At 60.8% G+C, this 23022-nt stretch carries 19 protein-coding genes and 2 pseudogenes; 12 read left to right on the forward strand and 9 right to left on the reverse strand.

Going from position 1 to position 23022, the window contains the following annotated elements; all coding sequences use genetic code 11:
* Positions 1-39 precede the first annotated feature (39 nt).
* A complete protein-coding gene (locus F758_RS0130015) occupies positions 40-342 on the forward strand; it encodes a hypothetical protein (protein ID WP_024511368.1) in 303 nt (100 codons plus the stop codon).
* Here F758_RS0130015 and F758_RS0130020 read toward each other — a convergent pair.
* Complete coding sequence (locus tag F758_RS0130020) at positions 324-1538, reverse strand: mandelate racemase/muconate lactonizing enzyme family protein (RefSeq protein ID WP_024511369.1); 1215 nt, start codon at positions 1536-1538, stop codon at positions 324-326. The genes F758_RS0130015 and F758_RS0130020 overlap by 19 nt on opposite strands.
* A 261-nt stretch (positions 1539-1799) precedes the next feature.
* Here F758_RS0130020 and F758_RS44735 point away from each other — a divergent pair.
* The 4 genes and pseudogenes from F758_RS44735 to F758_RS0130040 form a co-directional block, all read left to right on the forward strand.
* Positions 1800-3146, forward strand: a pseudogene (locus F758_RS44735) (DUF1800 domain-containing protein); the annotation flags it as partial.
* A gap of 273 nt (positions 3147-3419) precedes the next feature.
* Positions 3420-4613 carry a DUF1501 domain-containing protein gene (locus F758_RS0130030; RefSeq protein WP_024511370.1) on the forward strand — a complete coding sequence of 398 codons (1194 nt, stop codon included), beginning with the start codon at positions 3420-3422 and terminating at the stop codon, positions 4611-4613.
* A 65-nt stretch (positions 4614-4678) separates the two neighbouring features.
* Positions 4679-6577, forward strand: a complete 1899-nt coding sequence (locus tag F758_RS0130035; RefSeq protein ID WP_024511371.1) for a potassium transporter Kup — start codon at positions 4679-4681, stop codon at positions 6575-6577.
* A 258-nt stretch (positions 6578-6835) separates the two neighbouring features.
* A complete protein-coding gene (locus F758_RS0130040) occupies positions 6836-8185 on the forward strand; it encodes an MmgE/PrpD family protein (RefSeq protein WP_245286622.1) in 1350 nt (449 codons plus the stop codon).
* A gap of 21 nt (positions 8186-8206) precedes the next feature.
* Here the strand turns inward: F758_RS0130040 and F758_RS0130045 are convergent, their stop codons facing one another.
* The 4 genes from F758_RS0130045 to F758_RS0130060 all read right to left on the reverse strand — a co-directional run bounded on the left by F758_RS0130045 (position 8207) and on the right by F758_RS0130060 (position 13848).
* The gene (locus F758_RS0130045; protein WP_024511373.1) at positions 8207-9838 is read right to left on the reverse strand and encodes an NAD-dependent malic enzyme; all 1632 of its coding nucleotides are present in this window, start codon (positions 9836-9838) and stop codon (positions 8207-8209) included.
* A gap of 212 nt (positions 9839-10050) precedes the next feature.
* A complete protein-coding gene (locus tag F758_RS0130050; protein WP_024511374.1) occupies positions 10051-11337 on the reverse strand; it encodes an NRAMP family divalent metal transporter in 1287 nt (428 codons plus the stop codon).
* Between the two features lie 124 nt (positions 11338-11461).
* A complete protein-coding gene (locus tag F758_RS44740; protein ID WP_024511375.1) occupies positions 11462-13438 on the reverse strand; it encodes a KUP/HAK/KT family potassium transporter in 1977 nt (658 codons plus the stop codon).
* Positions 13439-13662: 224 nt separating this feature from the next.
* Positions 13663-13848 carry a hypothetical protein gene (locus F758_RS0130060; protein ID WP_024511376.1) on the reverse strand — a complete coding sequence of 62 codons (186 nt, stop codon included), beginning with the start codon at positions 13846-13848 and terminating at the stop codon, positions 13663-13665.
* Positions 13849-13888: 40 nt separating this feature from the next.
* Here F758_RS0130060 and F758_RS0130065 point away from each other — a divergent pair, with 40 nt between their 5' ends.
* Positions 13889-14188, forward strand: a complete 300-nt coding sequence (locus F758_RS0130065; RefSeq protein WP_024511377.1) for a hypothetical protein — start codon at positions 13889-13891, stop codon at positions 14186-14188.
* Here the strand turns inward: F758_RS0130065 and F758_RS0130070 are convergent.
* Positions 14185-14535: a DUF3551 domain-containing protein gene (locus F758_RS0130070; protein ID WP_024511378.1), complete on the reverse strand. Its 351-nt coding sequence runs from the start codon at positions 14533-14535 to the stop codon at positions 14185-14187. The two genes, F758_RS0130065 and F758_RS0130070, sit on opposite strands and share 4 nt — an antisense overlap.
* 528 nt (positions 14536-15063) lie before the next feature.
* Here F758_RS0130070 and F758_RS0130075 point away from each other — a divergent pair.
* The 4 genes from F758_RS0130075 (at position 15064) to F758_RS53405 (ending at position 19076) form a co-directional block, all read left to right on the forward strand.
* The gene (locus tag F758_RS0130075) at positions 15064-15363 is read left to right on the forward strand and encodes a hypothetical protein (RefSeq protein ID WP_024511379.1); all 300 of its coding nucleotides are present in this window, start codon (positions 15064-15066) and stop codon (positions 15361-15363) included.
* 309 nt (positions 15364-15672) lie between these two features.
* Positions 15673-16947 (forward strand): CaiB/BaiF CoA transferase family protein, encoded by a 1275-nt coding sequence (locus F758_RS0130080; protein ID WP_024511380.1) that lies wholly within the window; start codon positions 15673-15675, stop codon positions 16945-16947.
* Positions 16948-18141: 1194 nt separating this feature from the next.
* Positions 18142-18615, forward strand: coding sequence for a transcription elongation factor GreA (gene greA, locus F758_RS0130095; protein ID WP_084305737.1), 474 nt, complete (start codon positions 18142-18144; stop codon positions 18613-18615).
* 242 nt (positions 18616-18857) lie between these two features.
* Positions 18858-19076 carry a Lar family restriction alleviation protein gene (locus F758_RS53405; protein WP_084305739.1) on the forward strand — a complete coding sequence of 73 codons (219 nt, stop codon included), beginning with the start codon at positions 18858-18860 and terminating at the stop codon, positions 19074-19076.
* A gap of 230 nt (positions 19077-19306) precedes the next feature.
* On the opposite strand, the gene F758_RS0130100 is transcribed toward F758_RS53405, so the two are convergent.
* Entirely contained in the window at positions 19307-19705 is a 399-nt protein-coding gene (locus F758_RS0130100; protein ID WP_024511384.1) for an Hsp20/alpha crystallin family protein, read from the reverse strand.
* A 65-nt stretch (positions 19706-19770) separates the two neighbouring features.
* The gene (locus F758_RS44745) at positions 19771-20196 is read right to left on the reverse strand and encodes an Hsp20/alpha crystallin family protein (RefSeq protein WP_024511385.1); all 426 of its coding nucleotides are present in this window, start codon (positions 20194-20196) and stop codon (positions 19771-19773) included.
* A gap of 358 nt (positions 20197-20554) precedes the next feature.
* Between F758_RS44745 and groES the strand changes: the two genes are divergently transcribed.
* Both groES and groL read left to right on the forward strand, forming a co-directional pair.
* On the forward strand, positions 20555-20869 hold the full coding sequence (gene groES / locus F758_RS0130110; protein WP_024511386.1) for a co-chaperone GroES: 315 nt from the start codon (positions 20555-20557) through the stop codon (positions 20867-20869).
* A gap of 48 nt (positions 20870-20917) precedes the next feature.
* Positions 20918-22536, forward strand: a pseudogene (groL, locus tag F758_RS44750) (chaperonin GroEL).
* A 225-nt stretch (positions 22537-22761) separates the two neighbouring features.
* Here groL and F758_RS0130125 read toward each other — a convergent pair.
* Positions 22762-23022 (reverse strand): transposase domain-containing protein (locus F758_RS0130125; RefSeq protein WP_024511387.1); only part of this gene is annotated, 261 nt, incomplete at its 5' end.

Consider the following 23022-nt stretch of genomic DNA (forward strand, 5'->3'; position numbering starts at 1 on the left):
CGAAAACAGCCTTTCTCTCGAAGAAGAGGATGGACAGCCATGCTTGGTGAAGGTGATGACGCCGGTCACTGTTCCAGTGCATTCAATCTGAAGAAAATTGCCGAGGCGACCAGCGAGGAGCGGGCGACATATCGAAAATGGCTCCGCGGTGTGGTCGCCTTCTATTGCATGCTGCTGCTTGCGGTTTGTGCCATAGCATTTGCGACTTCGAATACAGGTCCGACGACGCAACTCGGCGATGCGATGGAGCACCATGCAAGCGTCAAGAACGGACCAGAACGCCTCGCCGCTAGCCCATCGGCCCAGCCGCCGTCGATGAGCGGCTATGCCTTCCGGCCATAATTCAATAACCCGCCGCCGATCTTCGGCGGATGCGCGCGCAGCGCCTCTTCGTTCGGCTCGGTGCCCCAGCCGGGCCGGCTCGGGATGATGAGGTGACCGTCGACGATCTCGGGAACGTGCGTGAAAAGTTCGTCATCCCAAGCTAACCGATCGATGTCGATTTCCATGATGCGAAGGTTCGGTACAGCCGCGCAGAAATGCGCGTTCATCATGGAGCAGAGATGTCCATAGAAATTATGCGGAGCGACATTGACCTCGTGCGCTTCGGCGCTGGCGGCGATCTTCATCGATTGCCACACGCCATTCCATGGCGTGTCGATGATCGCGACATCCATTGCCTGTTCGCGGAAATAGGGCAGAAATTCGCGCAGGCCCAACAGCGTCTCGCAGGATGAGATCGGGTGTGGGCTTCGGCGCCGGATGTATCCGAGCGCCTCGGGGCTGAAACTATCGATTTCGATCCAGAACATGTCGAGATCGGCGATCTCGCGCAGGATCTTTAAGTAGCCTTCGGTCTTGGCGTTGAAATTGAGGTCGAGCAGGATATCGACATCAGGCCCGGCACCGTCGCGGATGGCTTCCAGATGCATGCGCAAATCGCGCAGCACGTTGCGCTCGACATTGATTGCGGGCTGGAACGGCGAGCCGAAGCCGGGGCGCCAGCCGATGGGCTTGCCACCGTCATAGGTGAAGATGTTGGTCTTCAGCGCGGTGAACTTCTTCTCGCGAACCTCGCGCCCGATCGCCTTGACGCCGTCGAGCGTTTCGATGGCGGGCTTGTACCAGGCCGGATGATTGATCCGCCAGGTCGCGCAGTGCGACCAGTAGACCCGAATGCGATCGCGGATCTTGCCGCCGAGCAATTCGTAGCAGGGCACGTCCAGTAGTTTTGCCTTGGCGTCGAGCATCGCGTTTTCGAGCGCGCCGAGCGCCTGGGCGACAACCCCGCCGGCGGCGGGGCGTGTCGCCGCAAACAGTTCGGCATAAATCCGCTCATGCTCAAAGGCGTCCTGTCCCACGATACGCCCCGAGAGCCGCTGGACCGCCGCGCTCACGCCGGGTGAGCCGAAACCCTCGTCATATTCGCTCCAGCCGACCACGCCATCATCGGTTGTAAGCTTGACGAAATGGTAATTCCGCCAACCTGCATCGCAGGTCAGAAGTTCGACATTTGTGATTTTGGATGTTTTGGTCATGGCGTTTCCTTTGGATTTTTTCATTATGCCGAGGCTTGCGTCCGTAATCCATACTCGAGCCTGCAAACCAGACCACCCCAGTCTCGGATCGGGAGTCCCACCGCGACGGTCCCGATACCACGCCGTCAATGAACGGGTAACCGGGTCTCGCCATCATTCGTAAAGTTTTCGTTCAGAAGCTGTTCAGGCCTGTCCCGCCAAACTCGTCGAACTTAGGTAGGGATTGTCACAACGCAGCGGTAATCGCCGATTGGCCGCTCCATGAGTATCAAAGCTGCTTCGAAAGCCTGCCGGGGACAACGGCGTCGGTGGACAAGTCTGGCCGGCATTGTATCGGTGTTTGGCACCGTGCCCGCCAATGCCGGCGGGCTCAACGCCCACGATTTGGCGCTGCTGGATCGGCTGACCTGGGGCGTCAACGTCTCGAGCGCTGCGCATTTGCAGGCGATCGGCACGGAGCGGTGGCTGCAGGAGCAGTTGCATCCGACTGCGAACGTGGCGCTGCCTGCCGCCGTGAAGGCGCAGATCGAGGCGATGCCGGATGTCCACAAGTTTCCGTTCGATGTGATGGTCGCATTCGACCAGCAGGCCAAGAGCGCCAACCAGGTCATCGATCCCGATCAGAAGAAGGCGGCGCAGCAGGTTTTCCAACAGGCCATGAGCGATCGCGCCAAGCAGGCCGCGGCGCGCACCATCCTGCGCGCACTTTATGCGCCGGACCAGTTGCGCGAACGCATGACCTGGTTCTGGGTCAACCACTTCAACGTGCATCAATACAAGGGCAACATCCGTATCCTCGTCGGCGATTATGTCGACAACGCCATCCGGCCCCATGCGCTCGGCAGGTTCCGAGATCTCTTGTCTGCGACGCTGCGCCATCCGGCGATGCTGCGTTATCTCGACAATGCCGATAATGCGGTCGGTCATCTGAACGAGAACTACGCGCGCGAGATCATGGAACTGCACACAATGGGCGTAGGCTCGGGCTACACGCAAGCAGACGTCGAAGCGCTGGCGCGAATTTTGACAGGCGTCGGCATCGACGCGAAGCCCGAAGATCCCAAGCTCAAATTGGAGCTGCAGTCGCAGCTCGTGCGCGAAGGAGCCTTTGAATTCAATCCGGCGCGGCACGATTATGGCGACAAGACGCTGCTGGGACATCTGATCAAGGGACGAGGGCTCGCCGAGGTCGATGAAGCGCTCAACATTCTCGTCCATCATCCGGCGACCGCGGTGCATCTGTCGAGGCAGATCGCAACCTATTTCGTCTCGGACAATCCGCCCGATTCGCTAGTTCAGAAGATGGCGCAAGCTTTCAGAACCAGCGACGGGGATATTGCCGCGGTGCTTGCCACCATGGTCGAGGCGCCGGAATTTGCGGCCTCGTTGAAGCCGGGCGCGAGGTTGAAGGACCCGATCCACTATGTGCTGTCGGCAGTTCGCCTGGCATATGACGATAAGGTCATCCTGAACACCTCGCCCATCCAGGGCTGGCTCAATCGGATGGGGGAGGGTCTGTTCAACCACGAGACGCCAGACGGTTATGCCATGACGTCGGCGTCCTGGAATGGGCCCGGGCAGATGATGGTGCGCTTCGAGATCGCGCGGCAGATCGGCTCAGGCTCCGCTGGCCTGTTCAAGGCCGAAGTGCCGAATGCAATCGATCAGCCGGCATTTCCGCTGATTCAGAATGCGCTCTACTTCAATGGACTGCGCCAGACCCTGGGGCCCGCAGAATGCGCTCTACTTCAATGGACTGCGCCAGACCCTGGGGCCCGCGACGCTGGCCGCGCTGGACAAGGCAGTCTCGCCGCAGGACTGGAATACGCTGTTTTTGTCATCACCGGAATTCATGCAGTAAGTAGAGGCGAGGGCCGGCCCGTGGACCGTCGTGAACTGATCAAGGCTTTCACCGCACTCGTTCCCCTGACCGTAGCAGGCCGCGTATGGGCGGCGCCCGCAACCAATGCGCGTCTGCTCGTGGTGTTCTTGCGCGGCGCTTACGATGCCGCCAATGTGGTCATCCCCGTTTCCAGTGAATTTTATCACGCTTCGCGCCCGACGCTCGGCATCGCGCGCCCTGATGTCGGCAATCCGAACTCGGCGCTGTCGCTGACCGCGGATTGGGGCCTCCACCCGGCATTGCGAGAGAGCATTTTTCCGCTTTGGGGCAAACGGGAGATTGCGTTTGTTCCCTTCGCCGGCACGAGTGACGACCTGACGCGCAGTCATTTCGAAACGCAGGACACGATCGAGCTGGGACAGTCGGCGCAGGGCACGCGTGACTATCGTTCAGGCTTCATGAGCCGGCTTGCCGCCGAGCTCACGCGTGTGCGGCCGATCTCGTTCACCGAGCAGCTGCCATTGATCTTCCGCGGCAAGGGCCAGATTCCCAACTCCGCAATCGCTTACGTAGGCAAGCCGAGCGTCGATGATCGTCAGGCCGAGCTGATCAAAGAGATGTATGCGCAGAGTAGCCTTGGCGCCTCCGTCTCCGAAGGCTTTCGCGTTCGTGATGATGTCTATCGTTCGATTTCGCAGGAGATGAACGCGGCCAATCGCGGCGCCGTATCGCCGCGCGGCTTCGAGCTTTCGGCGCGCCGAATCGGGCGCTTGATGCGCGAGCAGTTCAACCTCGGATTTGTCGATGTCGGCGGCTGGGACACCCACGTCAACCAGGGGGCGGCGAACGGGTATCTTGCCGACCGCCTCAGCGAGCTCGGCCGCGCGCTTGCCGGTTTCTCCGAGGAGATCGGGCCCGAGGCGTGGCGCGATACGGTGGTCGTCGTGATCTCTGAATTCGGGCGCACCTTTCGCGAGAACGGTGACCATGGCACCGACCATGGCCACGGCAGCGTCTACTGGGTCATGGGCGGCGGCATCAATGGCGGTCGCATCCATGGCGAACAGGTCAGGGTCGAGCAGGGAACCCTTTTCCAGAATCGCGATTACCCGGTCCTGACCGACTACCGCGCGATGTTCGCGGGCCTGTTTCAACGCATGTATGGCCTGGATACCACAAGCCTCCAGCGCGTCTTTGCCGGCGTCAAGCCGGCGGAATTGGGATTGGTTTAGTCCCAATCGCTTGGCTGTCGCAATCCGAGCCCATAGTTTATAGGGGTGGAAAAGGGGCGCGGGTCTTGAGCGAGCAGCAAGCGTTGGCAGGTAGCGAGAGCGTACGGCGGGGGCCGCAAGGTAAGGCGAGCCTGCTCGCGCTTTCCGCGCTCGGGGTCGTCTTCGGCGACATTGGCACGAGCCCGCTCTACACCTTCAAAACCATCCTCGGCACGGCGGAGAAGTCGCCGGATGCCGCCGCCGTGCTTGGAGCGCTCTCGCTGGTGCTCTGGACACTCTTCATCATCACCACGGTGAAATACGTGCTGTTTGCCATGCGCGTCGATAATGACGGCGAAGGCGGCATCCTCGCACTTATGGCGTTGTTGGGCGTCAAGAAGCAGCACCGGCCGACCATCGTCGCGGTCGGCTTGTTCGGGGCGGCGCTGATCTATGGTGACGGCGCGATCACGCCGGCGATCTCGGTGCTCTCGGCGCTGGAAGGCTTGAACATGGCAACGCCCGTGCTGCAGCCCTATGTCGTCCCGACCGCGGTCGTAATCCTGTTCGCGCTGTTTGCGATCCAGTCGCAGGGCACATCAACCATTGGGCATTTGTTCGGCCCGGTGATGCTCGCCTGGTTTGCTATCATGGCCGTGATGGGACTCTTCGGCATCGCCAAGCATCCGGCCGTGTTTGCCGCGCTCAATCCGACCTATGGCCTGTCCTATCTGTTCTCGAACGGATTCACCGGCTTTCTGGTGCTGGGTGCCGTATTTCTCTGCGTGACCGGCGCCGAAGCACTTTATGCCGATATGGGCCATTTCGGCGCCGGGCCGATCAAGCTCGCGTGGTTTGCCATCGTCTTTCCAAGCCTGATCCTGAACTATGCCGGGCAGGCGGCGCTGGTGATCGACGGCGCACCGACGGACGGGAATATCTTCTTCAGGCTCTGCCCGGATCTGCTGCTGCTGCCGCTGATCGTGCTGGCGACCATCGCCACCATCATCGCCAGCCAGTCAATTATTACCGGTGCCTTTTCAATGACGCGCCAGGCAATTCAGCTCGGCTGGCTGCCGAGGCTGCAGATCAAGCAGACCTCGTCGGAGGGGTACGGCCAGATCTATGTCGGCGTCGTCAACTGGCTGTTGATGGCCGTGACGCTCGGGCTGACGATCGGATTCGGGAAATCGGACAATCTGGCATCTGCCTACGGCATCGCGGTTTCGCTCACCATGCTGATGACTTCGGCGCTGCTCTTCATTGCCATGCGCGAGATCTGGCGCTGGAGCCTATTGGCAGCCGCGATCGTCGCTGCGTGCTTCCTGATCGTCGACGGCGCGTTCTTCCTCGCCAATCTCACCAAGGTCGCCGAGGGCGGCTATGTGCCGTTGATCCTGGCCGTCTCCGTCTATGGCACCATGTGGATCTGGCACCGCGGAGCGGCTGCAGTTTCGCAGCGTCTGCGCGAGACGCTCATTCCAGTCCCCGACTTCCTGGCGCGCATTGCGGAGAAGAAGCTGCCCCGTGTGCCCGGCACGGCTGTGTTTTTCACGCGGACCGAAAAGGGTACCCCGCCCGTGATGGTCTGGCACGTCAAACACAACCGCGCCCTGCACGAACATGTCGTCGCGCTGCGCGTCGAAACCATGTCGGTACCGTGGGTCTCATCCGCTGAGCGCATCAAGCTCGAGCAGGTCGCGCCGAATTTCTGGCGCGTCGACGCGCATTACGGCTTCATGGAGCGTCCGCACATTCCCGAGTTGCTTGCCAGAAGCAAGGCGCTGGGCTGCGACATCGAGCTCTCGGACGTAACCTACTATGTCGGGCATGAAACGGTGATCTCCCGTGAGGACGGCAAAGGCTTGCCGGCCTGGCAGGAGCGGTTGTTCGCGCTGATGGAGCGAAACGCGCAGCATGTCAGCGATTTCTTCAGCCTGCCCAACGATCAGGTGGTCGAGATCGGCCGACAAGTCGCGATCTAGGACCGCGCGCTGGAGTTTCACTGCCTTGTAACAAGTATGTCACCTGCCGTTTCCAGCAGCGGTGACGATTGACCGAAATTGGGCAAAATGTCACTGAAGATGCACGAACAACAGCACGAGGGTGATAGAGCGAGGGTGAGCAAGAGGATGCGGTCGCGGCGCTGGTTTCTGAAGGGCTCGGCGCGCGCGGCAACGGCCGTTGGCCTATTGCCGGTCGTCGCCTTGGCTCAAAATTCGCCGCCCACTCCCGGGGGCGTCATGAGTTCGCTCAGCGATTACATGAGCGCGGCGCGAAGCAGGGGCTTGCCTGACGAGGTCGCCGAGCAGGCAAAATTTCATTTGCTCGATACGATTTCCGCGATGATCTCGGGTTCGGAATTGCCGCCTGGGCAGGCCGCGCAGCGCTATATCCGGGAGCATGGTGGCAATGGCACGGTCAGCGTGGTCGGCTCAGCACTGACCGCGGCGCCGATCGATGCCGCGCTCGCCAACGGCGTCATGGCGCATGCGGACGAGACTGACGACTCGCACAATGAATCCCGCTCTCACCCGGGCTGTGCCGTGGTGCCCGCAGCGCTTGCGGCGGGCGAGACATACGGGGTCGATGGCGCGTGGCTGCTCAGGGCCGTAACGCTCGGCTATGACATCGGCACCCGCGTGGTGATGGCGATGGGAGGCGCCGGTTTCAGTTATGAAAGCAGCCTCTCGACACATAGCATCGCCGGTACCTTCGGAGCTGCTGCTGCGGCCGCCTGCGCTGCGGGCCTCGATGCGCGCCAGATGCGTTGGATACTGGACTATGCCGCGCAACAATCTTCTGGCTTTATCGCCTGGCGGCGAGATACCGATCACATCGAGAAGGCTTTCGTGTTCGCCGGCATGCCGGCGCGTAACGGAGTCACCGCGGCGCTCCTCGTCCAGTCGGGCTGGAACGGCGTCGACGACGTATTTTCAGGTCCGGACAATTTCTTTGCCGCCTACGCCCCAAAAGCGCAACCGGACCGGCTGATCGAGAAGCTCGGCGAGCGTTTTGAGATCACGCAAACCGACATCAAGAAATGGAGTGTCGGATCGCCCATCCAGGGTCCGCTGGATGGGCTCGAGGCGATCCGCGCCAAGAAGCCCTTCGAGGTCGATCAGGTGAGGCGCGTGACCGTGCGGCTCGCGCCTTCCGTTGCCGCGGTCGTCGATAATCGCGACATTCCCGATATCTGCCTGCAGCACATGATCGCGGTCATGCTGGTCGACAAGGCCGTCTCCTTCCATGCGGCCCACGATAAGCCGCGCATGCAGGATCCTGCGGTGCTGAAGGAGCGTGCCAAGGTCAATCTGGTGCGTGACGAGGAGCTCGCCAAATCGTTGCCGGCACGCGAGACCGTCGTTGAGGTGGAGTTTGCAGACGGAAGCCGGCTTTCAGAGCGGGTGACGGCCGTACGCGGCACGCCCCGCAATCCGATGACTCGGGCCGAGGTGATCGAGAAGGCACGTGACCTGATGACGCCGGTGCTGGGGCGTGAGATGTCGGTGCGCCTGATCGATTCGATTCTCGATATCGACACGCTAGCCGATATCCGCAACCTGCGGCGGCTCCTGCAACGCGGCGGCTGAGGAGGGCAAGCTCCCGTCGCCTCAATAATGCGGATCGTACATCTGCGCCTGAACGAAGCTGATGAGGTCGTTTGGCGTCGGGCCATGGGCAAGGCCCCGCTGATAGGCGACGCCGGCGACGGCTGCCGCAATTTGGGCGGAGACTTCACGGATGCGCGGCAGAGCCGGATAAAGGCTGCCCTGCTTGAGATCGGCCTCGCTCACCGAATTGGCGAGTGAATGCGCCGCCGCCATGAACATCTCATCCGTTACCAGCCGGCTGCCGCTTGCGATAACGCCCAGGCCGACACCGGGAAAGATGTAGGAGTTGTTGCCCTGACGCGGGACGAAGGTCTGACCATCGAATTTCACCGGATCGTAGGGGCTGCCACAGGCAAATAGCGCGCGGCCGCCGGTGTGGCGGTAAGCATCTTCGGCCGAACACTCGGCTTTCGAGGTCGGGTTGGAGAGCGCAAACACAATCGGCCGCTCGTTGAGCTCTGCCATGGTTTGCAGCACCTCGGGCGTGAACGCGCCTCCGACCGCTGCCACGCCGATAATGGCGGTTGGCTTCAGCGCCTTGATGGCGGACAGGAAGTCATTGATCGGCGCCTGGTCCTGCGCATAGCGCAGCTTATGCCCGCTGAGATTGGCGCGACCTTTGACGACAAGGCCACGAGAGTCCACCAGCCAATTCCGCCGCAGCGCTTCGGTTTCGGACAGGCCTTCCGCCATCATGGCGGACACCACGAGATCGGCAATGCCGGTCGCGGCTTCACCGGCGCCGAGAAACAGGATGCGTTGCTCGGTGAGCTTGCCGCGCGTCGCGCGCAGGGCCGAGAACAGTCCGGCCAGCGCGACGGCTGCCGTGCCCTGAATGTCGTCGTTGAAGACGCAGGCGTCGTCGCGGTATTTGTGCAGCAGACGGAAGGCCGAATGGTTGGCGAAATCCTCGAACTGAATCAGAACGCCCGGGAAGGCCTCGCGCGCGGCGGTTATGAACTCGTCGACGAATTCGTCATAGTCAGCGCCGGTCATGCGCTTCTGGCGGAGCCCAATGTAATAGGGGTCGTTGAGAAATTCTTCGTTGTTGGTTCCTACATCCAACATAACCGGCAGGCAAAGTTCGGGGTGAATGCCGGCGCACGCGGAATAGAGAGATAACTTGCCAACCGGAATGCCCATGCCGTTGGCGCCGAGATCGCCGAGGCCCAGGATGCGCTCGCCATCGGTGACGACGATCAGCTTGGTGCGATAGGGCCAGTTGGAGAGGATTTCGGCGATCCGCCCGCGGTCATTGGCCGAAATGAAAAGCCCGCGCGGCCGCTGGAAGATCAATCCGTAACGCTGGCACGCCAAGCCGACTGTGGGCGTATAGATCAGCGGCTGGATTTCATTGATGTGGTCGCAGACTACCCGGAAAAATAGTGCTTCGTTTCGGTCATGCAGCGAGTTCAGCGCAACGTATTTTTCGAGATCACTCGGGAGAGAACGCAGGTTGGTCAGCACGCGTTCGACCTGCGCCTGCATTGAAAGGACGCCGGCCGGAAGGAAGCCGCGCAGGCCGAGCGCATCGCGCTCCTGTTCGGTAAAAGCCGTGCCCTTGTTGAGCAGCGGATCGCGCAGCAAGGCGAGGCCGTGCGGCGAATAAGAGGGCATTGAGCGTGCGCTCATCCGGTTCGGTTTGGTCAAGGCATTTCCCCTGGTCGGCTTCTGCTGTATTCCGCGCCCGTGAGCAGGTCGGTGAGCAGTAAGAACTCCGCGCGATGTGCCCTACGTTACGCGTACGTGCAAGTAGCGGCCCTCGCGGCCGCGCGACTAATAGCACAAATCTCATATTGCAGCGCACCAATGCTGATGCAGTCTCGACACGGCTGCAGCCGCAGCTATGCGAAGAGTGACCAGAACAGGGCGATGACGGCGATCGCCATCAATCCGGTACCGAGCCAGCCCAGGATCACCAGCCATGATCTCGCCTTGAACCGCCCCATTAGCCTCTTATTCGAGACGATCGCCATCATCATGGCCATGATCGGGACAGCGACGATGCCGTTGAGCACCGCACTCCAGACCAGCATGTGAATGGCGTCGATCCCTGTGAAGCCGAGACTGAAGCCGATGACCGTCGCTGCGGCGATAATGGTGTAAAAGCCGATCGCATCTGGTGCTTTGGCCTCCAGGGTAGCTTGCCATCCGAAGGCTTCCGCCACGCCATAGGCGGCAGACCCGGCAAGCACCGGAATAGCCAATAATCCGGTGCCGATAATGCCGAGCGCAAACAGCAGGAAGGTGAAGTTGCCCGCCAGCGGCCTCAACGCTTCCGCCGCCTGGGTTGCGGAGTTGATGTTGGTGACGCCATTGGCGTTGAGGACCGCCGCGGTGGTGAGAATGATGAAGAAGGCGATTGCGTTGGAGAAGATCATCCCGACGGTCGTGTCGATCCTGATGCGGTGAAGCTCGAGCTTGCCGCCTTTGGCGACCTCGCGAAGCGGGGGGTGAGCCGGGCTGCGCCTCATTTCCTCCACTTCCTGCGAAGCCTGCCAGAAAAACAAATAAGGACTGATGGTCGTACCAAGCACGGCGACGACCATCAGGAAATAATTCGCGCCGACGGTTGGCCTTGGCCAGACTGCGGCCAACAGGGCCGTGCTCCAGGGGATGTTCACGGTCAGCGCGGTTATCACATAGGCGAACAGCGTCAGGGTCAGCACCTTGAGCACCGGTGCATAGCGGTGATAGGGCACGAACACCTGGAGCAGGATTGAAACGGATGCGAAGATCAGCGCATGTTCGTGCGTGAGACCGCCGATGACAAGCGCGAGCGATTCCCCCATCGCCGCGATATCCGCGGCGATGTTGAAGGTGTTGGCTGCGACGAGAAGAAAGATCAGCGCAAGCACCAGCCAGCGCGGCGCCAACTCGACGACGTTCGCGGCAAGGCCCTTGCCGGTGACGCGGCCGATCCGCGCGCTGACGAGCTGGATCGCGATCATGAACGGTGTCGTCAAGAAGACCGTCCAGAGCAGATCATATCCAAACTGCGCGCCGGCTTGCGAATAGGTCGCAATGCCCGACGGGTCGTCATCGGCCGCGCCGGTCACCAGCCCCGGACCGAGCAACCGCTGCACCATCTTGCTGGAGGGCTTAGGCGTTGAGCGGCTGGTCTGAAGCATGGAGGGCTGCTTGATTGTTGAGGCAGCGCAGAATTTGAGCCGCTCTCCCTAGAGGATCAACGTCGTCTTGCGAGAAAAAGTTCCGTCTGTTTGGCTGTGCTGCGGCTCGCCGACATTCGCGGCATCACCGCACCCTGACCGGCATGATCTCGGCGGAGAGCTGCACTTCATCGCCCAGATGATAGGTGTAGTAGGTCGGGCGCGACATCCGGCGCAAGAACAGAAACAGCCGAAAACGCAGCCGCCTTAGGATATTCATATGCCGTGCAGGCAGCAGGTTCTCGTGTGCGACATGGACAGTCCACTGCTTGGGATGGGCTGGAAGATCGATTTCGCGATGCCGTGCCAGGCTTTCGAGATAGCGCTCGACATTCGGCTCTTCCATGAAACCGAAACGGAGTTCGACCCCGATAACGCTCCCGCGGTGCTTGTCCCGTTCGAATACCGTGATGTGGTAGCGGCCGTTGTGCACATAGGGGATCTTGGGATGGGTCACCTCGACCAGGATGAGGTTGCGCGGGAGGATGCCGTAGCGTTCCAGGAGCAGGCTGATCAGCGCGGGTGCGCGGTCATCGGGATGACGCAGCGGGTTGGCTGCCATGATCAGTGCGTTGCGCTCGATGAAGGTCGTGCTCGCGCGATGAAGCTGGACCACTTCCGCCATCGTCAGACTTGACCGTGCGGCATAAGCCGCGAAGGTCGCCTTACGGCCCCAACGCCATGTCGCCATCACCAGGAAGGCTGTGGCGGCAAGGGACAGGGGCACGATGCCGCCCTCCAGGAGCTTGACGAGGCCGCCGAGAAGGAAGGTGCCGTTGAGAGCGGTGAGCGGTCCCCATACCAGCGCCGTCCGTGCCAAACTCCATTTCCAGTAATACCGCGCGATCGCGAACATGGCGAGCGAGGTGATGAGCATGACGCCTGCGACCGCTAGCGCCAACGCCGAGGCCAGCGCCGAGGAGGAGCCGAACGTCACCACCAGGGCGATACAGCCGACATAGAGGCCCCAATTGACGACAGGAATGTAGATCTGCCCGGCGTGGGCCCTATGGGTGTGCAGGATGTCGAGACGGGGAAGCAGCCCCAGGCCGATGGCCTGGGACACCAGCGAGAAGGCTCCCGATATCAGCGCTTGCGATGCGACAATGGTTGCGAGTGTCGCCAGGGCGATGATCGGCAGCAGCAGGGGCGACGGCACGAGGCTGTAGAATAGCTTGCCGGCGGCTATCTCCGCACCGGACAGGAGCTGGGCGCCTTGGCCGAGATAGTTCAGGAGCAGGGCGGGGAATGTCACCGCGAACCAGCCGATCCGGATTGGCCGGGCTCCGAAATGTCCGAGATCGGCGTACATGGCTTCGCTGCCGGTCACGACCAGGACCAGAACTCCGACGATAACCATCGTCTCGTGCAACCCTGCCTGCGCCAGGAAGCGGATGCCGTAGCCCGGATTGAACGCCGTGAAGATCGCGGGCTGCTTTGCGATCGCAAGGGCGCCGAGTGCGGCAATGACCGCGAACCACACCAGCATCAGCGGTCCAAAAATGACGGCTATGCCGGAAGCTCCTTTGAACTGAATTGCGAACAGTCCCGTCAGCAGCACGGCCGTGATCGGGATGATGTAGAGCGAAAGGGCCGGCGTTGCGATCTCCAACCCCTCAACGGCCGACAATACGCTGATCGCGGGCGTGATCATCGCGTCAGCCAATAGCAGGCCCGCGCCGAGCATCAGCGACCACAGCAACACGCCGGTGCCCTGCCGCTTGTATTTATGGAGCAGGCCGTAGAGCGCGAACAGGCCGCCTTCGCCATCGTTCTCGGCGCGCAGCACCAGCAGCGCGTATTTGAACGTTACGATCAGGATGATGGTCCAGAGTGCGAGCGAGATCGCACCAAGCACGTTGTCCCGACTTGGCGCCACGGCGGCGGCACCGAAGAAAATCTGGTCGATCGCATAAAGCGGGGAGGTCCCGATGTCGCCATAGACGACCCCGACGGCGCCGATGGTGAGCGCAGCAAGATCTCTGCGCGGGATACGCGCAGCCGGCTCTCCCTCGGGTGCAACCGCGGAGCGAACTCCTTGCCTTATTCCGGGACCGTTCATTGCTCCGTATTCGATCGAATCTCGCTACGGCTCGTATGATGCCATTGGAGGAGTACAGTGTTGAGCTAGATCAAGTCGGAGTGGAGGATTTGGGCCGCTTACTTGCAATTTGACACGTCGGGCAAATCACTCCCATAGTGTCAGCATCGGCAACCATCTAAGCCCGCGGCCAAGGTTGATCGCGGGGATTTTTCACCCAGGCTTTCTCAATGAAAGCTGGCTGATCAACGGACGCTGACGAACCTGCCCCAGGCTGCCGCCAAGCCTCCAGCGACAAGCATGTAGTGCGGGTTGTCGCAGAACGAGCCGCCATAACGGCACACGTCTGCGCCAAGCGAGCCGATCTCGTGATTGCCCGCGGCATAAAACAGTCCAGATAAGACGACCAACCCGGCGGCAACGAAATACATCGACGGTCTCCTCGATTGCTCCTTCCTTGATGCGCTTCGGATGCCGATCGCGCCTTTGACACGTCGGGCAAATCAGGCGCACATTGACAGCATTGCAGAGATCATCTGGCCCGCGCCGCAAACACCGGCCGCGGGCCTTTGCATTGAATGCTACGGGCCGACCGATTTCAAAGTGGCGAATGGCATTGCGGCATTTTCATTAAAATTTGACATGTCGGGCAAATCAGCGCGACATGGCATCATCGAGAGACAAAAAGGCCCGCAGCGGGTTGGCGCTGCGGGCCTTTTCAGTTGGACAGGAAAGCTCCCCGCCGCATCTGGCGTCCCAGATCGGCGTTAATTGCTCGAACTCGCTGGCGCTCCTTGTTCCCAACGCCCAGCGCCGTGCCTCGCACGCGATGACTTCGGTTGATAGGCATAAGAGTTGCGGTGGCCCTTGGCCGGGGTGTTGTTCGCAGTCTTGGCGTCGAGCCAGGGATCCCGGAAACAATCACCACCGATGCCGGCCGATGTGGCCTTGCACTGCTCCATCGTGTCGAAGCCGCAGCTCGTCATGTGGCCGGTGACGTCCTGGCGGCAATACTCGCCAGCACTTGCCTCAGTCGGTGCAAGCAGCGCCCCAAACGCAATCGCCGCGACGAGAGCCGCGGCAGTCGCGGCGGTTGCTCTCAAAAGCTCTTTCATCATTTAGCCCGTTTTCTTGTTGTGCCTCCAGCCTCGCACGCGCAGATGGGGTGATCGCGATGACCGCGCCAGATCGATCAATCGTTTTTGAAGCATGACAATCATATGAAGAGGCTTGACGGGCGCGGGTGACGGACAGGTGTGATGCATTCACGCATGAGCGGTTTGCAATCAACGCTATGTGATCACCCGCCGCGCTTGCGCGCTATTCAATCGATGCTCGAAGCTCAACCGCGTTAACGTCTGTCGAGCGACGGATAGCAAAGACACAGAGCGCGCGGCATCCAAGAAAAGTGTTTGACGCGGTCGGCAAAATCACTGGCACACTGGCATCATCGAGAGAATTTGCAACAAACCCGCAGCGAAGGCATCCGCTGCGGGCTTTTTGTTTCGCAGACTTCTCGTCTTAGCGGTTCTTGGGCTCGGAACGACCGAGCCCCTCGCAGGCTTTGCATCGGCCTGTCGAACCTCGTGGCCTCGTTCTACTGCGCCAAGCGTGGTTTTGAAAATGTAGACGGGGATCATCCAGCGATGACTGAAGTGCGCGACGAGGATATCAGGGCCATTGTCGCCGCGACACTCGCGGAGCAGCGGCGCTTGCAGCGCGAGGAGATTGAACCGCTGGTGCTGAAGGCAATCACCACGACCTTGACCTCCTTCGGAATCGAGGAGGACCGCAGCGCGATGAGGGCTGACTTTCAGCACCTTCGTCGTTGGCGCAAGAGCGTCGAGCAGGCTCAAAGTGACACTTTCAAGGCTGTGATCACGGCCATCGTCGTGGGGTTTGTCGGCGCTGTATGGCTCGGCATCAAAGTGATGGTTGGAAGATGACGCGGTGTTGATGCCCTGGCTCGTCAAAGCCGGTTATCCTACATGCCGCACGCTCCCCGGGCTGGCTGGGCACATTCTATCGGCGGAAACTCTGCGATGAGAAGCGCTAGAGCGCGCCGATTTGGAGTTGCCAGGAGCCCAGGGGCCAATGCGCCGCCGCGCTCTTTTGTGTTAGCGCCCCTCGAGCGCTGTGGCAGCCGACGGGCCCTTACCGGAAGGGCAGCTCTCTTATGGGCCACCGGCCTTGCCGCCCAGCGGAGATAAATCCTAAAGTTCATCCCTATAACGACAAATGGGGAAACGCCAAAAATGACAAAACCGCAGCTACCCGACCGTCCAGCGCGGCCTATGGGCGCGCCCACAGCGCTGGCCGATCTTTTGGTCGTGGATTTCACCCGAGTTGTGGCGGGCCCGGCCTGTACCCAGATCCTAGCCGACTTTGGGGCTAAGGTAATCAAGATCGAAAATCCTGACGGCGGTGATGATACACGGGCCTACGAGCATGCGGAAATCGGAGGTGAGAGTGCCGCCTATCTCAGCTTGAACCGGAACAAGCGCGGCATCGCCCTTGATCTTGCAGTCTCGGAAGCGCGCGAGATTGCCAGGGACCTAATCTCTCGCGCGGATGTGGTCGTGGAGAACTTCTCCGCAAGTGTAATGGAGAAGTTTGGTCTCGACTATGCGTCGGTTGCGCCGATCAATCCGCGTCTTGTGTATTGTTCGATCTCAGCCTATGGCCGCAAGGGCCCCTTTGCTTCGCGCCCCGGCTTCGATCCGATCACACAGGCGGAGAGTGGATTCATGTCGCTGAACGGTTTCCCGGATGGGCCGCCGGTTCGCACCGGCCCGCCAATCGTCGACATGGCGACGGGCATGTCGGCATGCAACGCCATTCTGCTTGCGCTGATCGCCCGTGATCGCCTCGGCCGCGGCCAGCAGGTGGAGGTCGCGCTGTACGACATTGCAATGTCCATGACCGGCTTTTACGGAATGGCCTATCTGATCAGCGGAGCCAATCCGGGCCGCTTTGGCAACTCGCCGAACGGTTCTCCGACAGTCGGAGTCTATGAGGCGGCGGACGGCCCGCTCTATATGGCCTGCGCCAACGATCGGCTATATCGCCGCCTGGTTACCGAGGTACTCGAGCGGCCGGATCTGATCACAGATCCGGAGTTCGCGACGCGAAAGGCGCGAAGCGCAAACAAGGAGAAGCTGCGTTCGGTCATCGCAGGAATTTTCGCCGCCGACCGACTGGAGAACTGGATGGCGAAGTTGAAAAAAGCCAACATCCCTGTTGGCTACCTTCGCACGGTCGAGCAAGGATTCAACGCCGCTGAAGCACGTGAACGTCATCGTCTCAGTCGGATTCCTCATCCGACCGCGGGCTTCATCCCGAACATCGAGACTCCCCTCAACCTGGAACTGACGCCCGCCTCCGATCCCGTCGCCGCGCCCTTACTTGGCCAACATACCGACGAGGTGCTGCGAACAATACTCGGCTATAACGATGCTCGCATCAGTGCGCTCGCTGACGCGGGCGCGTTTGGAAAGCTGCAAAGGGCGGCGAAGGCAGGCGTTTCGTAATCCGTGTCGCTCGTCAACAAAGAAGCGGATTATGCCGACTGCTTTCCATGCCGGCGCAATCTCGATTCGTGTTGAAGTAGCGCCGGAACTCGGCGCCTCCATCATCTGGCATGTGCGCCTTCTGACTTGGACGGTCTCCCAGATGGTCCACGCCCAAGGCGCGAGCGCCTGGCAAGTCATGCAGCTTCCGCCCTCCGAGGAGATCGGGATCGCCGGAGCTGTTCCGCCAAGCCGAGCCAAGAAGGTGCGCTATTACGAGCATCGGCCCTTTGCCGAGCGATGGTCGTCGCGCCCGATCCGGCCAGCTGTGAGCGATCCTCCCGAAACGATAACTGGTCAAGTCCCAAGCCGATCGCGCCCAACAGCACTCTTTCGGCCGAAGCGCCGCGAGCAGATTAGACAGCGCCAAGAGCGGTTACTCCGGGAGCCCAACCTCCCCGCGACATCGTCGGATGCGCATGCGACCTTTCTTGCCGTGCCGGACCAGTTGAATACCAATTCCATTTGGATGTTGTGGTCCTTTCCGGAAGGACACAAGCAGATCTGTCACTGACGACAAAATAGCCGCCGCGAATTCTCTCGCAGAATCTGACCATTTGGAAACCTGCCAAACGGCACCTCTAGCGCGAACCAAACGTTCGCCTCCGCAGGCCGGCACAACTCACGGCCAGAGGGCCGGTTCCGGACCGGTCAGGGCTATACCCGCGAGCGGAGCCGATGGCGCGCCATTCCCGCTTGCTGCGGCACGGGTCTTCTTACGCTCCAATCGGCCGTCCGCTATCAGGCTGGGGCTGTCGCGAGCACTCGCAAGGACGACGCTGCGCCAAATGGAACCAACGACGCTGATGCCCGTTGGCAGCCGCTAGGACGGCGACTTCGCTCGTGCCTGCGAAAGAAAGACGGGGCTCCCCCGCTCGGCGCTTGTTCAACAGCGCCTCGACGAAGCCGATGCAAAAGCGGTGGATGACGTCCAGCTTTTTCCCCGCCGTCTTGGCGAAGCGCATCTTTGGCGTGCAGGTCCTCCGAAAGCGGAGGGTGCCCGAGGCGGGCCCGTGTGACCGGACGCAGGAGCAGCTGCTGCGTCACCAAAAGCCTCTCCGGGAAAGCGCACAACACGCGGGCGACCTGCGGAAGAGTACTGCACGCTTGTCCGGGTAGGCGCAGTATGGATGAGATTGATCAAGTAGTGCGATCATGAAGTATCCTATGACCGCGGCGGGCCATGCCGCCCTTCAAGATGAGCTGAGCCATCGCATTCGGAACGAGCGACCTCGTCTTGCAATGCGGATTCAGCAGGCGATTGCCGACGATACCAACCTGGTTGAGAACTCGGAATATCAGGGTGCGCTGGCGGAGCAGAGCGTTAACGAAATTCGCATAGCCGAATTGGACGACAAGCTTGCGCGTGCCGAGATCATCGACGTGTCCAAACTTTCCGGCGAGACTGTCAAATTTGGCGCAACGGTAACCCTAGTCGACGAGGACACCGGCGAGAAGCGGGTCTGCCAGATCGTCGGTGAGCCAGAAGCGAACGCGAGTAAGGGGAAGATTTCAGTGGGTTCGCCTGTCGGCCGAGCCTTGATCGGCAAGACCAAAGGCACAGCCGTGGTCGTGGAAACCCCTCGGGGCGATAAAACGTACAGGATTGAGCAAGTTGAGTGGCTGTGAGGCAGTGCGTATATCGCGACCGATCAGTTTTGGTGTTTTACTTTGATGACTGCTAATCAAGTTCGATTGCTTGGGGTGTGGAGCGTTGGCCGGCATCCGAAAGTCTTCCGCGCTTCACCTGCGGTGTCGACATTCGACCGGATTGGCATGGTCTAGCTCAACTTGATCTACGCCGGCCAATGTAGCAAAGCGGCCGAGCGCGGTAGCGCTCCTGAGCGTGATCCACGCGAGGACCAAGCCAAATGGCAGGAAAGCCTAGACAGAAAGCTGATTCCGATCTCACGCTGGGTCTGCCCTTTTCTGGCCATCGGCTGCAGCCGTGCCCGTTCTGTGGCAGCCTGGAACTTTGGGTCAACAGTGACACCGAGCCCAAGTTCGTCGCATGCAAGGAATGTTTGGCGTTTGGTCCGACCGCGCCGACGGTTGCCGAGGCGACCCAACGCTGGAACAGACGATCATGATCTGGAAGTCGCACATTCGGCTTGCGTTGAGGCGATCTCTTGTTCGCGCAAGGGGGCTGGGCGCTTGCAAGTGCTCGGCGCCCAGGCTGACCTGATGAAGCACCCACGATTCCCGCCAGAGCACGGGCGCGGCAAGTGATCTTTTCGATCGCAAACCTCTTGAGGGCGGAGGTGCAGTGGAAATAGGCAGCTTCTCCGCCCCCGACCTCAAGCGCTTTCCATTCTTGGGCTCAGTTGACCCGAATCGTTCGCGGCTTCGCCTTTTCGGCCAACGGCAGCATGAGCGATAGCACGCCGTCCTGTAGCTCAGCCGAGATCTTGTCCTGGTCGATCTTGCTGGAAAGCCGGAAGGTTCGCGAAAAGTGACCCACATTGTATTCGGTGTAGAGCGGCTGCAGGTCCTGGTACTTGGAGAAATCCAGCCTCCCGTCAACCTTAAGAACGTCATCCTCGACGCGCACGTCGATGCTGTTCTTGTCGACGCCGGGCATTTCGAGGACCACGTTGAGCCCGTCCTTCGTCTCATAGATATCGGCATTCGGCACGAATATCCGCGCCGGGATTGTGGTTTCTTCCTTCTTTTCCAGCTCACGCTTCTGCGCGACCTGCAGTTCCTGTTTCGAAGCCATGATCGTGCCTCCTCAAGAAAAGCGCTGGATGCCCACCCCGCGATTGTGCGGGGACCGCGAGCGGATCAGCTGATCTTGATGGTCCGCGGCTTGTCGCTTTCCGCGCGCGGCAGGAATAGCGCCAGAATGCCATCCCGATACTCTGCCTTGATGCCATCCGGCTCGATCTGCACCGGGAGGGACAGAGTGCGGTCGAACTCGCCGGAGATGCGTTCGCGCCGGTGCAGGCTTGCCTCCTCCGGATACTCGATTGTCTTCTTGCCGACGATCCGGATGGCGTTCTCCTTGGCCTGAATCTGGAGCTCGTCTTTCTTGACACCCGGCAGTTCGATGATCGCCAGGATGTCCTCCCGCTGTTGAAAAACGTTGATCGGCGGGAACGGGCCGCGGTTGGGGGTTAGATCCTGCAACCAGTCGCTGGACAGCGTCGCTTGGAGCGAGCGTTGAAGGTTGAGCAGGGCGTCGTATGGATCGGCAAATCCCATGATCATGTTTGCATCCCCACGATGTGTTTGGCGATGTTTGGCGGGGCGAGAAAGGGACCGATCGCCCCTGGCAGCTTGGATTTGGGACGAGCGTTGGCAGTGTCAAGGGCGGAGTGCTAATGCCCGCAAGGTCCATACTGTGCTAAATAATCGATTGAAATAACTAAAGAAAATCTCTTTCCCAGCAGGGCCGGCCCGGTTGCGAGTGAGGTGTATCCATCCTCGTTGCACTCCAAGGTAGGATAGCTAAAAATTCTCACCGGCCCTCTTGAACCAGTTTTCTTCTTACCTGTTTGGCTCGTCGCCCGGGCTGGTTCCAGCCCCGGTCCTTATGAGATCGCTGACCCAGACAAGGAGGATGTGCATGCATTTCCGTCCGCTGCACGACCGTGTGCTCGTGCGCCGCATTGATGCGGAAGAAAAGACCAAAGGCGGCATCATCATTCCCGACACCGCAAAGGAGAAGCCGCAGGAGGGCGAGATCGTCGCCGCGGGTCCCGGTGGCCGGAATGAGCAGGGCCAATTGGTCCCGCTCGAGGTGAAAGTCGGTGACCACGTATTGTTCGGCAAATGGTCCGGTACCGAGGTGAAGATCGAGGGCCAGAATTACTTGATCATGAAGGAAAGTGACCTGTTGGGCGTGGTCGAGACCACCTCGTCGCTCAAGATGGCCGCCTAGCGCTTTATCAAACTGACAGTCATTGAAGAGGAAAGGAGTTTTGCAATTATGGCTGCCAAGGACGTGAAATTTTCGACCGACGCTCGCGAACGGATGCTGCGCGGCGTCGATACGCTGGCGAACGCGGTCAAGGTCACGCTCGGTCCCAAGGGGCGCAATGTGGTGATCGAAAAGAGTTTCGGTGCGCCACGCATCACCAAGGACGGCGTCACCGTCGCCAAGGAAATCGAGCTCGACGATAAGTTCGAGAACATGGGCGCGCAGATGGTGCGCGAGGTCGCATCCAAGACCAACGACCTCGCCGGCGACGGCACCACCACCGCGACCGTGCTGGCGCAGGCTATCGTCAGGGAAGGCGCCAAGGCCGTTGCCGCCGGTATGAATCCGATGGATCTCAAGCGCGGCATCGATCTGGCTGTCGACGCGATCGTCTCGGATCTGAAATTGCACGCCAAGAAAGTCACCTCCAACGACGAGATTGCACAGGTTGGCACCATCTCGGCCAATGGTGATACCGAGATCGGCCGCTTCGTGGCGGACGCCATGCAGAAGGTCGGCAATGAGGGCGTGATCACGGTGGAGGAGGCCAAGAGCCTCAACACCGAGCTCGAGGTGGTTGAAGGCATGCAGTTCGACCGCGGCTATGTCTCGCCCTATTTCGTCACTAATGTGTACAAGATGCGGGTCGAGTTGGAAGACCCGTACATCCTGATCCACGAGAAGAAGCTGTCCGGCCTGCACACCATGCTGCCGCTGCTCGAAGCATTGGTGCAGTCGGGCAAGCCGCTTTTGATTGTCGCCGAGGATGTCGAGTGTGAGGCGCTGGCGACGCTGGTCGTCAACAAACTGCGTGGCGGCCTGAAGGTCGCGGCTGTCAAAGCGCCGGGCTTCGGCGATCGCCGCAAGGCGATGCTCGAAGACATCGCGATCCTCACCGGCGGTACCGCGATTGCCGAAGACCTTGGCATCAAGCTCGAGAACGTCACACTCTCGATGCTCGGCCGTGCCAAAAGGTCGTGATCGAGAAAGAGAACACCACCGTCGTCGACGGCGCCGGTGCCAAGAAGGACATCGAGGCGCGCATCGCCCAGATCAAGGCACAGATCGAAGAGACCACCTCTGACTACGATCGAGAGAAGCTGCACGAGCGGCTGGCGAAGCTCGCGGGCGGCGTCGCCGTCATTCGTGTTGGCGGTGCGACGGAGATCGAGGTCAAGAAGAAGAAGGACCGCGTCGATGACGCGCTGCATGCGACGCGCGCGGCCGTCGAGGAAGGCATCCTGCCCGGTGGCGGCGTCGCGTTGTTGCGCGCGCTGAAGGCGCTGGACGGCGTCAAGACGGCAAATGCCGACCAGAAGGCGGGCGTCGACATCGTCCGTCGTGCCATCCAGGTACCGGCGCGGCAGATCGTGCAGAATGCCGGCGAGGACGGCTCGCTCATCGTTGGCAAGCTGCTCGAACATGCGGACTACAATTGGGGATTTAACGCCGCAACGGGCGAATACCAAGACCTGGTGAAGGCCGGCGTGATCGACCCCGCAAAGGTGGTTCGCACCGCGCTGCAGGATGCCGCCTCGGTCGCTTCGCTCCTGATCACCACCGAAGCGTTGGTGGCGGACAAGCCGAAGAAGTCGGAGGCACCGGCCGCTCCGGCGATAGATTACTGACGCAAACGGGCCCGGCCCGCAGGGCCGGGCCCAGCTCTTGGCACCACAAGGCCGCCCCCAGGGCTCAATCCATGAAGGCGAGAGAGATTGCGCGCAAACTTGCCAAGACCGATGCCTATATGAGGCGTCGGCGCGAACGGAAGAAAATCGAGATGTTGTTTGCCATCTCAGTAAGCGGCCCTCTGGCCGCACGGCGCTGAGGGCTTGATTTCCCGCCGGAAGGCGTCAGGCGGCGAGTTTGGCGGCCGAATGTTCTGCCCAAGCCCATGGCATGAGTTCGTCGATGCGAGCGGCAGGCCAGAGGTTGACGAGCTTCGTCAGCACATCGGTGAGATAGGCTTGCGGATCGACGCCTGTTAGCTTGCAGGTCTCGATCAGCGAGGCGATGCAGGCCCAGTTCTCCGCTCCATGATCATGGCCGGCGAAGAGTGCGTTCTTGCGATTGAGCACGATCGGGCGGATGCCGCGCTCGACTATGTTGGTATC

Origin of the sequence: Bradyrhizobium sp. ARR65 (genome assembly GCF_000472385.1) — a bacterium.
In the GTDB taxonomy this organism is placed as follows: Bacteria; Pseudomonadota; Alphaproteobacteria; order Rhizobiales; family Xanthobacteraceae; genus Bradyrhizobium.

What these genes read in the sequence shown, in the direction of transcription:
- F758_RS0130015 (WP_024511368.1), top strand. Translation starts at nt 40, where the DNA reads ATGCTTGGTGAAGGTGATGACGCCGGTCACTGTTCCAGTGCATTCAAT.
- F758_RS0130020 (WP_024511369.1), bottom strand. Translation starts at nt 1,538, where the DNA reads ATGACCAAAACATCCAAAATCACAAATGTCGAACTTCTGACCTGCGAT.
- F758_RS0130040 (WP_245286622.1), top strand. Translation starts at nt 6,836, where the DNA reads ATGAGTTCGCTCAGCGATTACATGAGCGCGGCGCGAAGCAGGGGCTTG.
- F758_RS0130045 (WP_024511373.1), bottom strand. Translation starts at nt 9,838, where the DNA reads ATGAGCGCACGCTCAATGCCCTCTTATTCGCCGCACGGCCTCGCCTTG.
- F758_RS0130050 (WP_024511374.1), bottom strand. Translation starts at nt 11,337, where the DNA reads ATGCTTCAGACCAGCCGCTCAACGCCTAAGCCCTCCAGCAAGATGGTG.
- F758_RS44740 (WP_024511375.1), bottom strand. Translation starts at nt 13,438, where the DNA reads ATGAACGGTCCCGGAATAAGGCAAGGAGTTCGCTCCGCGGTTGCACCC.
- F758_RS0130060 (WP_024511376.1), bottom strand. Translation starts at nt 13,848, where the DNA reads ATGTATTTCGTTGCCGCCGGGTTGGTCGTCTTATCTGGACTGTTTTAT.
- F758_RS0130065 (WP_024511377.1), top strand. Translation starts at nt 13,889, where the DNA reads ATGCCGATCGCGCCTTTGACACGTCGGGCAAATCAGGCGCACATTGAC.
- F758_RS0130070 (WP_024511378.1), bottom strand. Translation starts at nt 14,535, where the DNA reads ATGATGAAAGAGCTTTTGAGAGCAACCGCCGCGACTGCCGCGGCTCTC.
- F758_RS0130075 (WP_024511379.1), top strand. Translation starts at nt 15,064, where the DNA reads ATGACTGAAGTGCGCGACGAGGATATCAGGGCCATTGTCGCCGCGACA.
- F758_RS0130080 (WP_024511380.1), top strand. Translation starts at nt 15,673, where the DNA reads ATGACAAAACCGCAGCTACCCGACCGTCCAGCGCGGCCTATGGGCGCG.
- greA (WP_084305737.1), top strand. Translation starts at nt 18,142, where the DNA reads ATGAAGTATCCTATGACCGCGGCGGGCCATGCCGCCCTTCAAGATGAG.
- F758_RS53405 (WP_084305739.1), top strand. Translation starts at nt 18,858, where the DNA reads ATGGCAGGAAAGCCTAGACAGAAAGCTGATTCCGATCTCACGCTGGGT.
- F758_RS0130100 (WP_024511384.1), bottom strand. Translation starts at nt 19,705, where the DNA reads ATGGCTTCGAAACAGGAACTGCAGGTCGCGCAGAAGCGTGAGCTGGAA.
- F758_RS44745 (WP_024511385.1), bottom strand. Translation starts at nt 20,196, where the DNA reads ATGATCATGGGATTTGCCGATCCATACGACGCCCTGCTCAACCTTCAA.
- groES (WP_024511386.1), top strand. Translation starts at nt 20,555, where the DNA reads ATGCATTTCCGTCCGCTGCACGACCGTGTGCTCGTGCGCCGCATTGAT.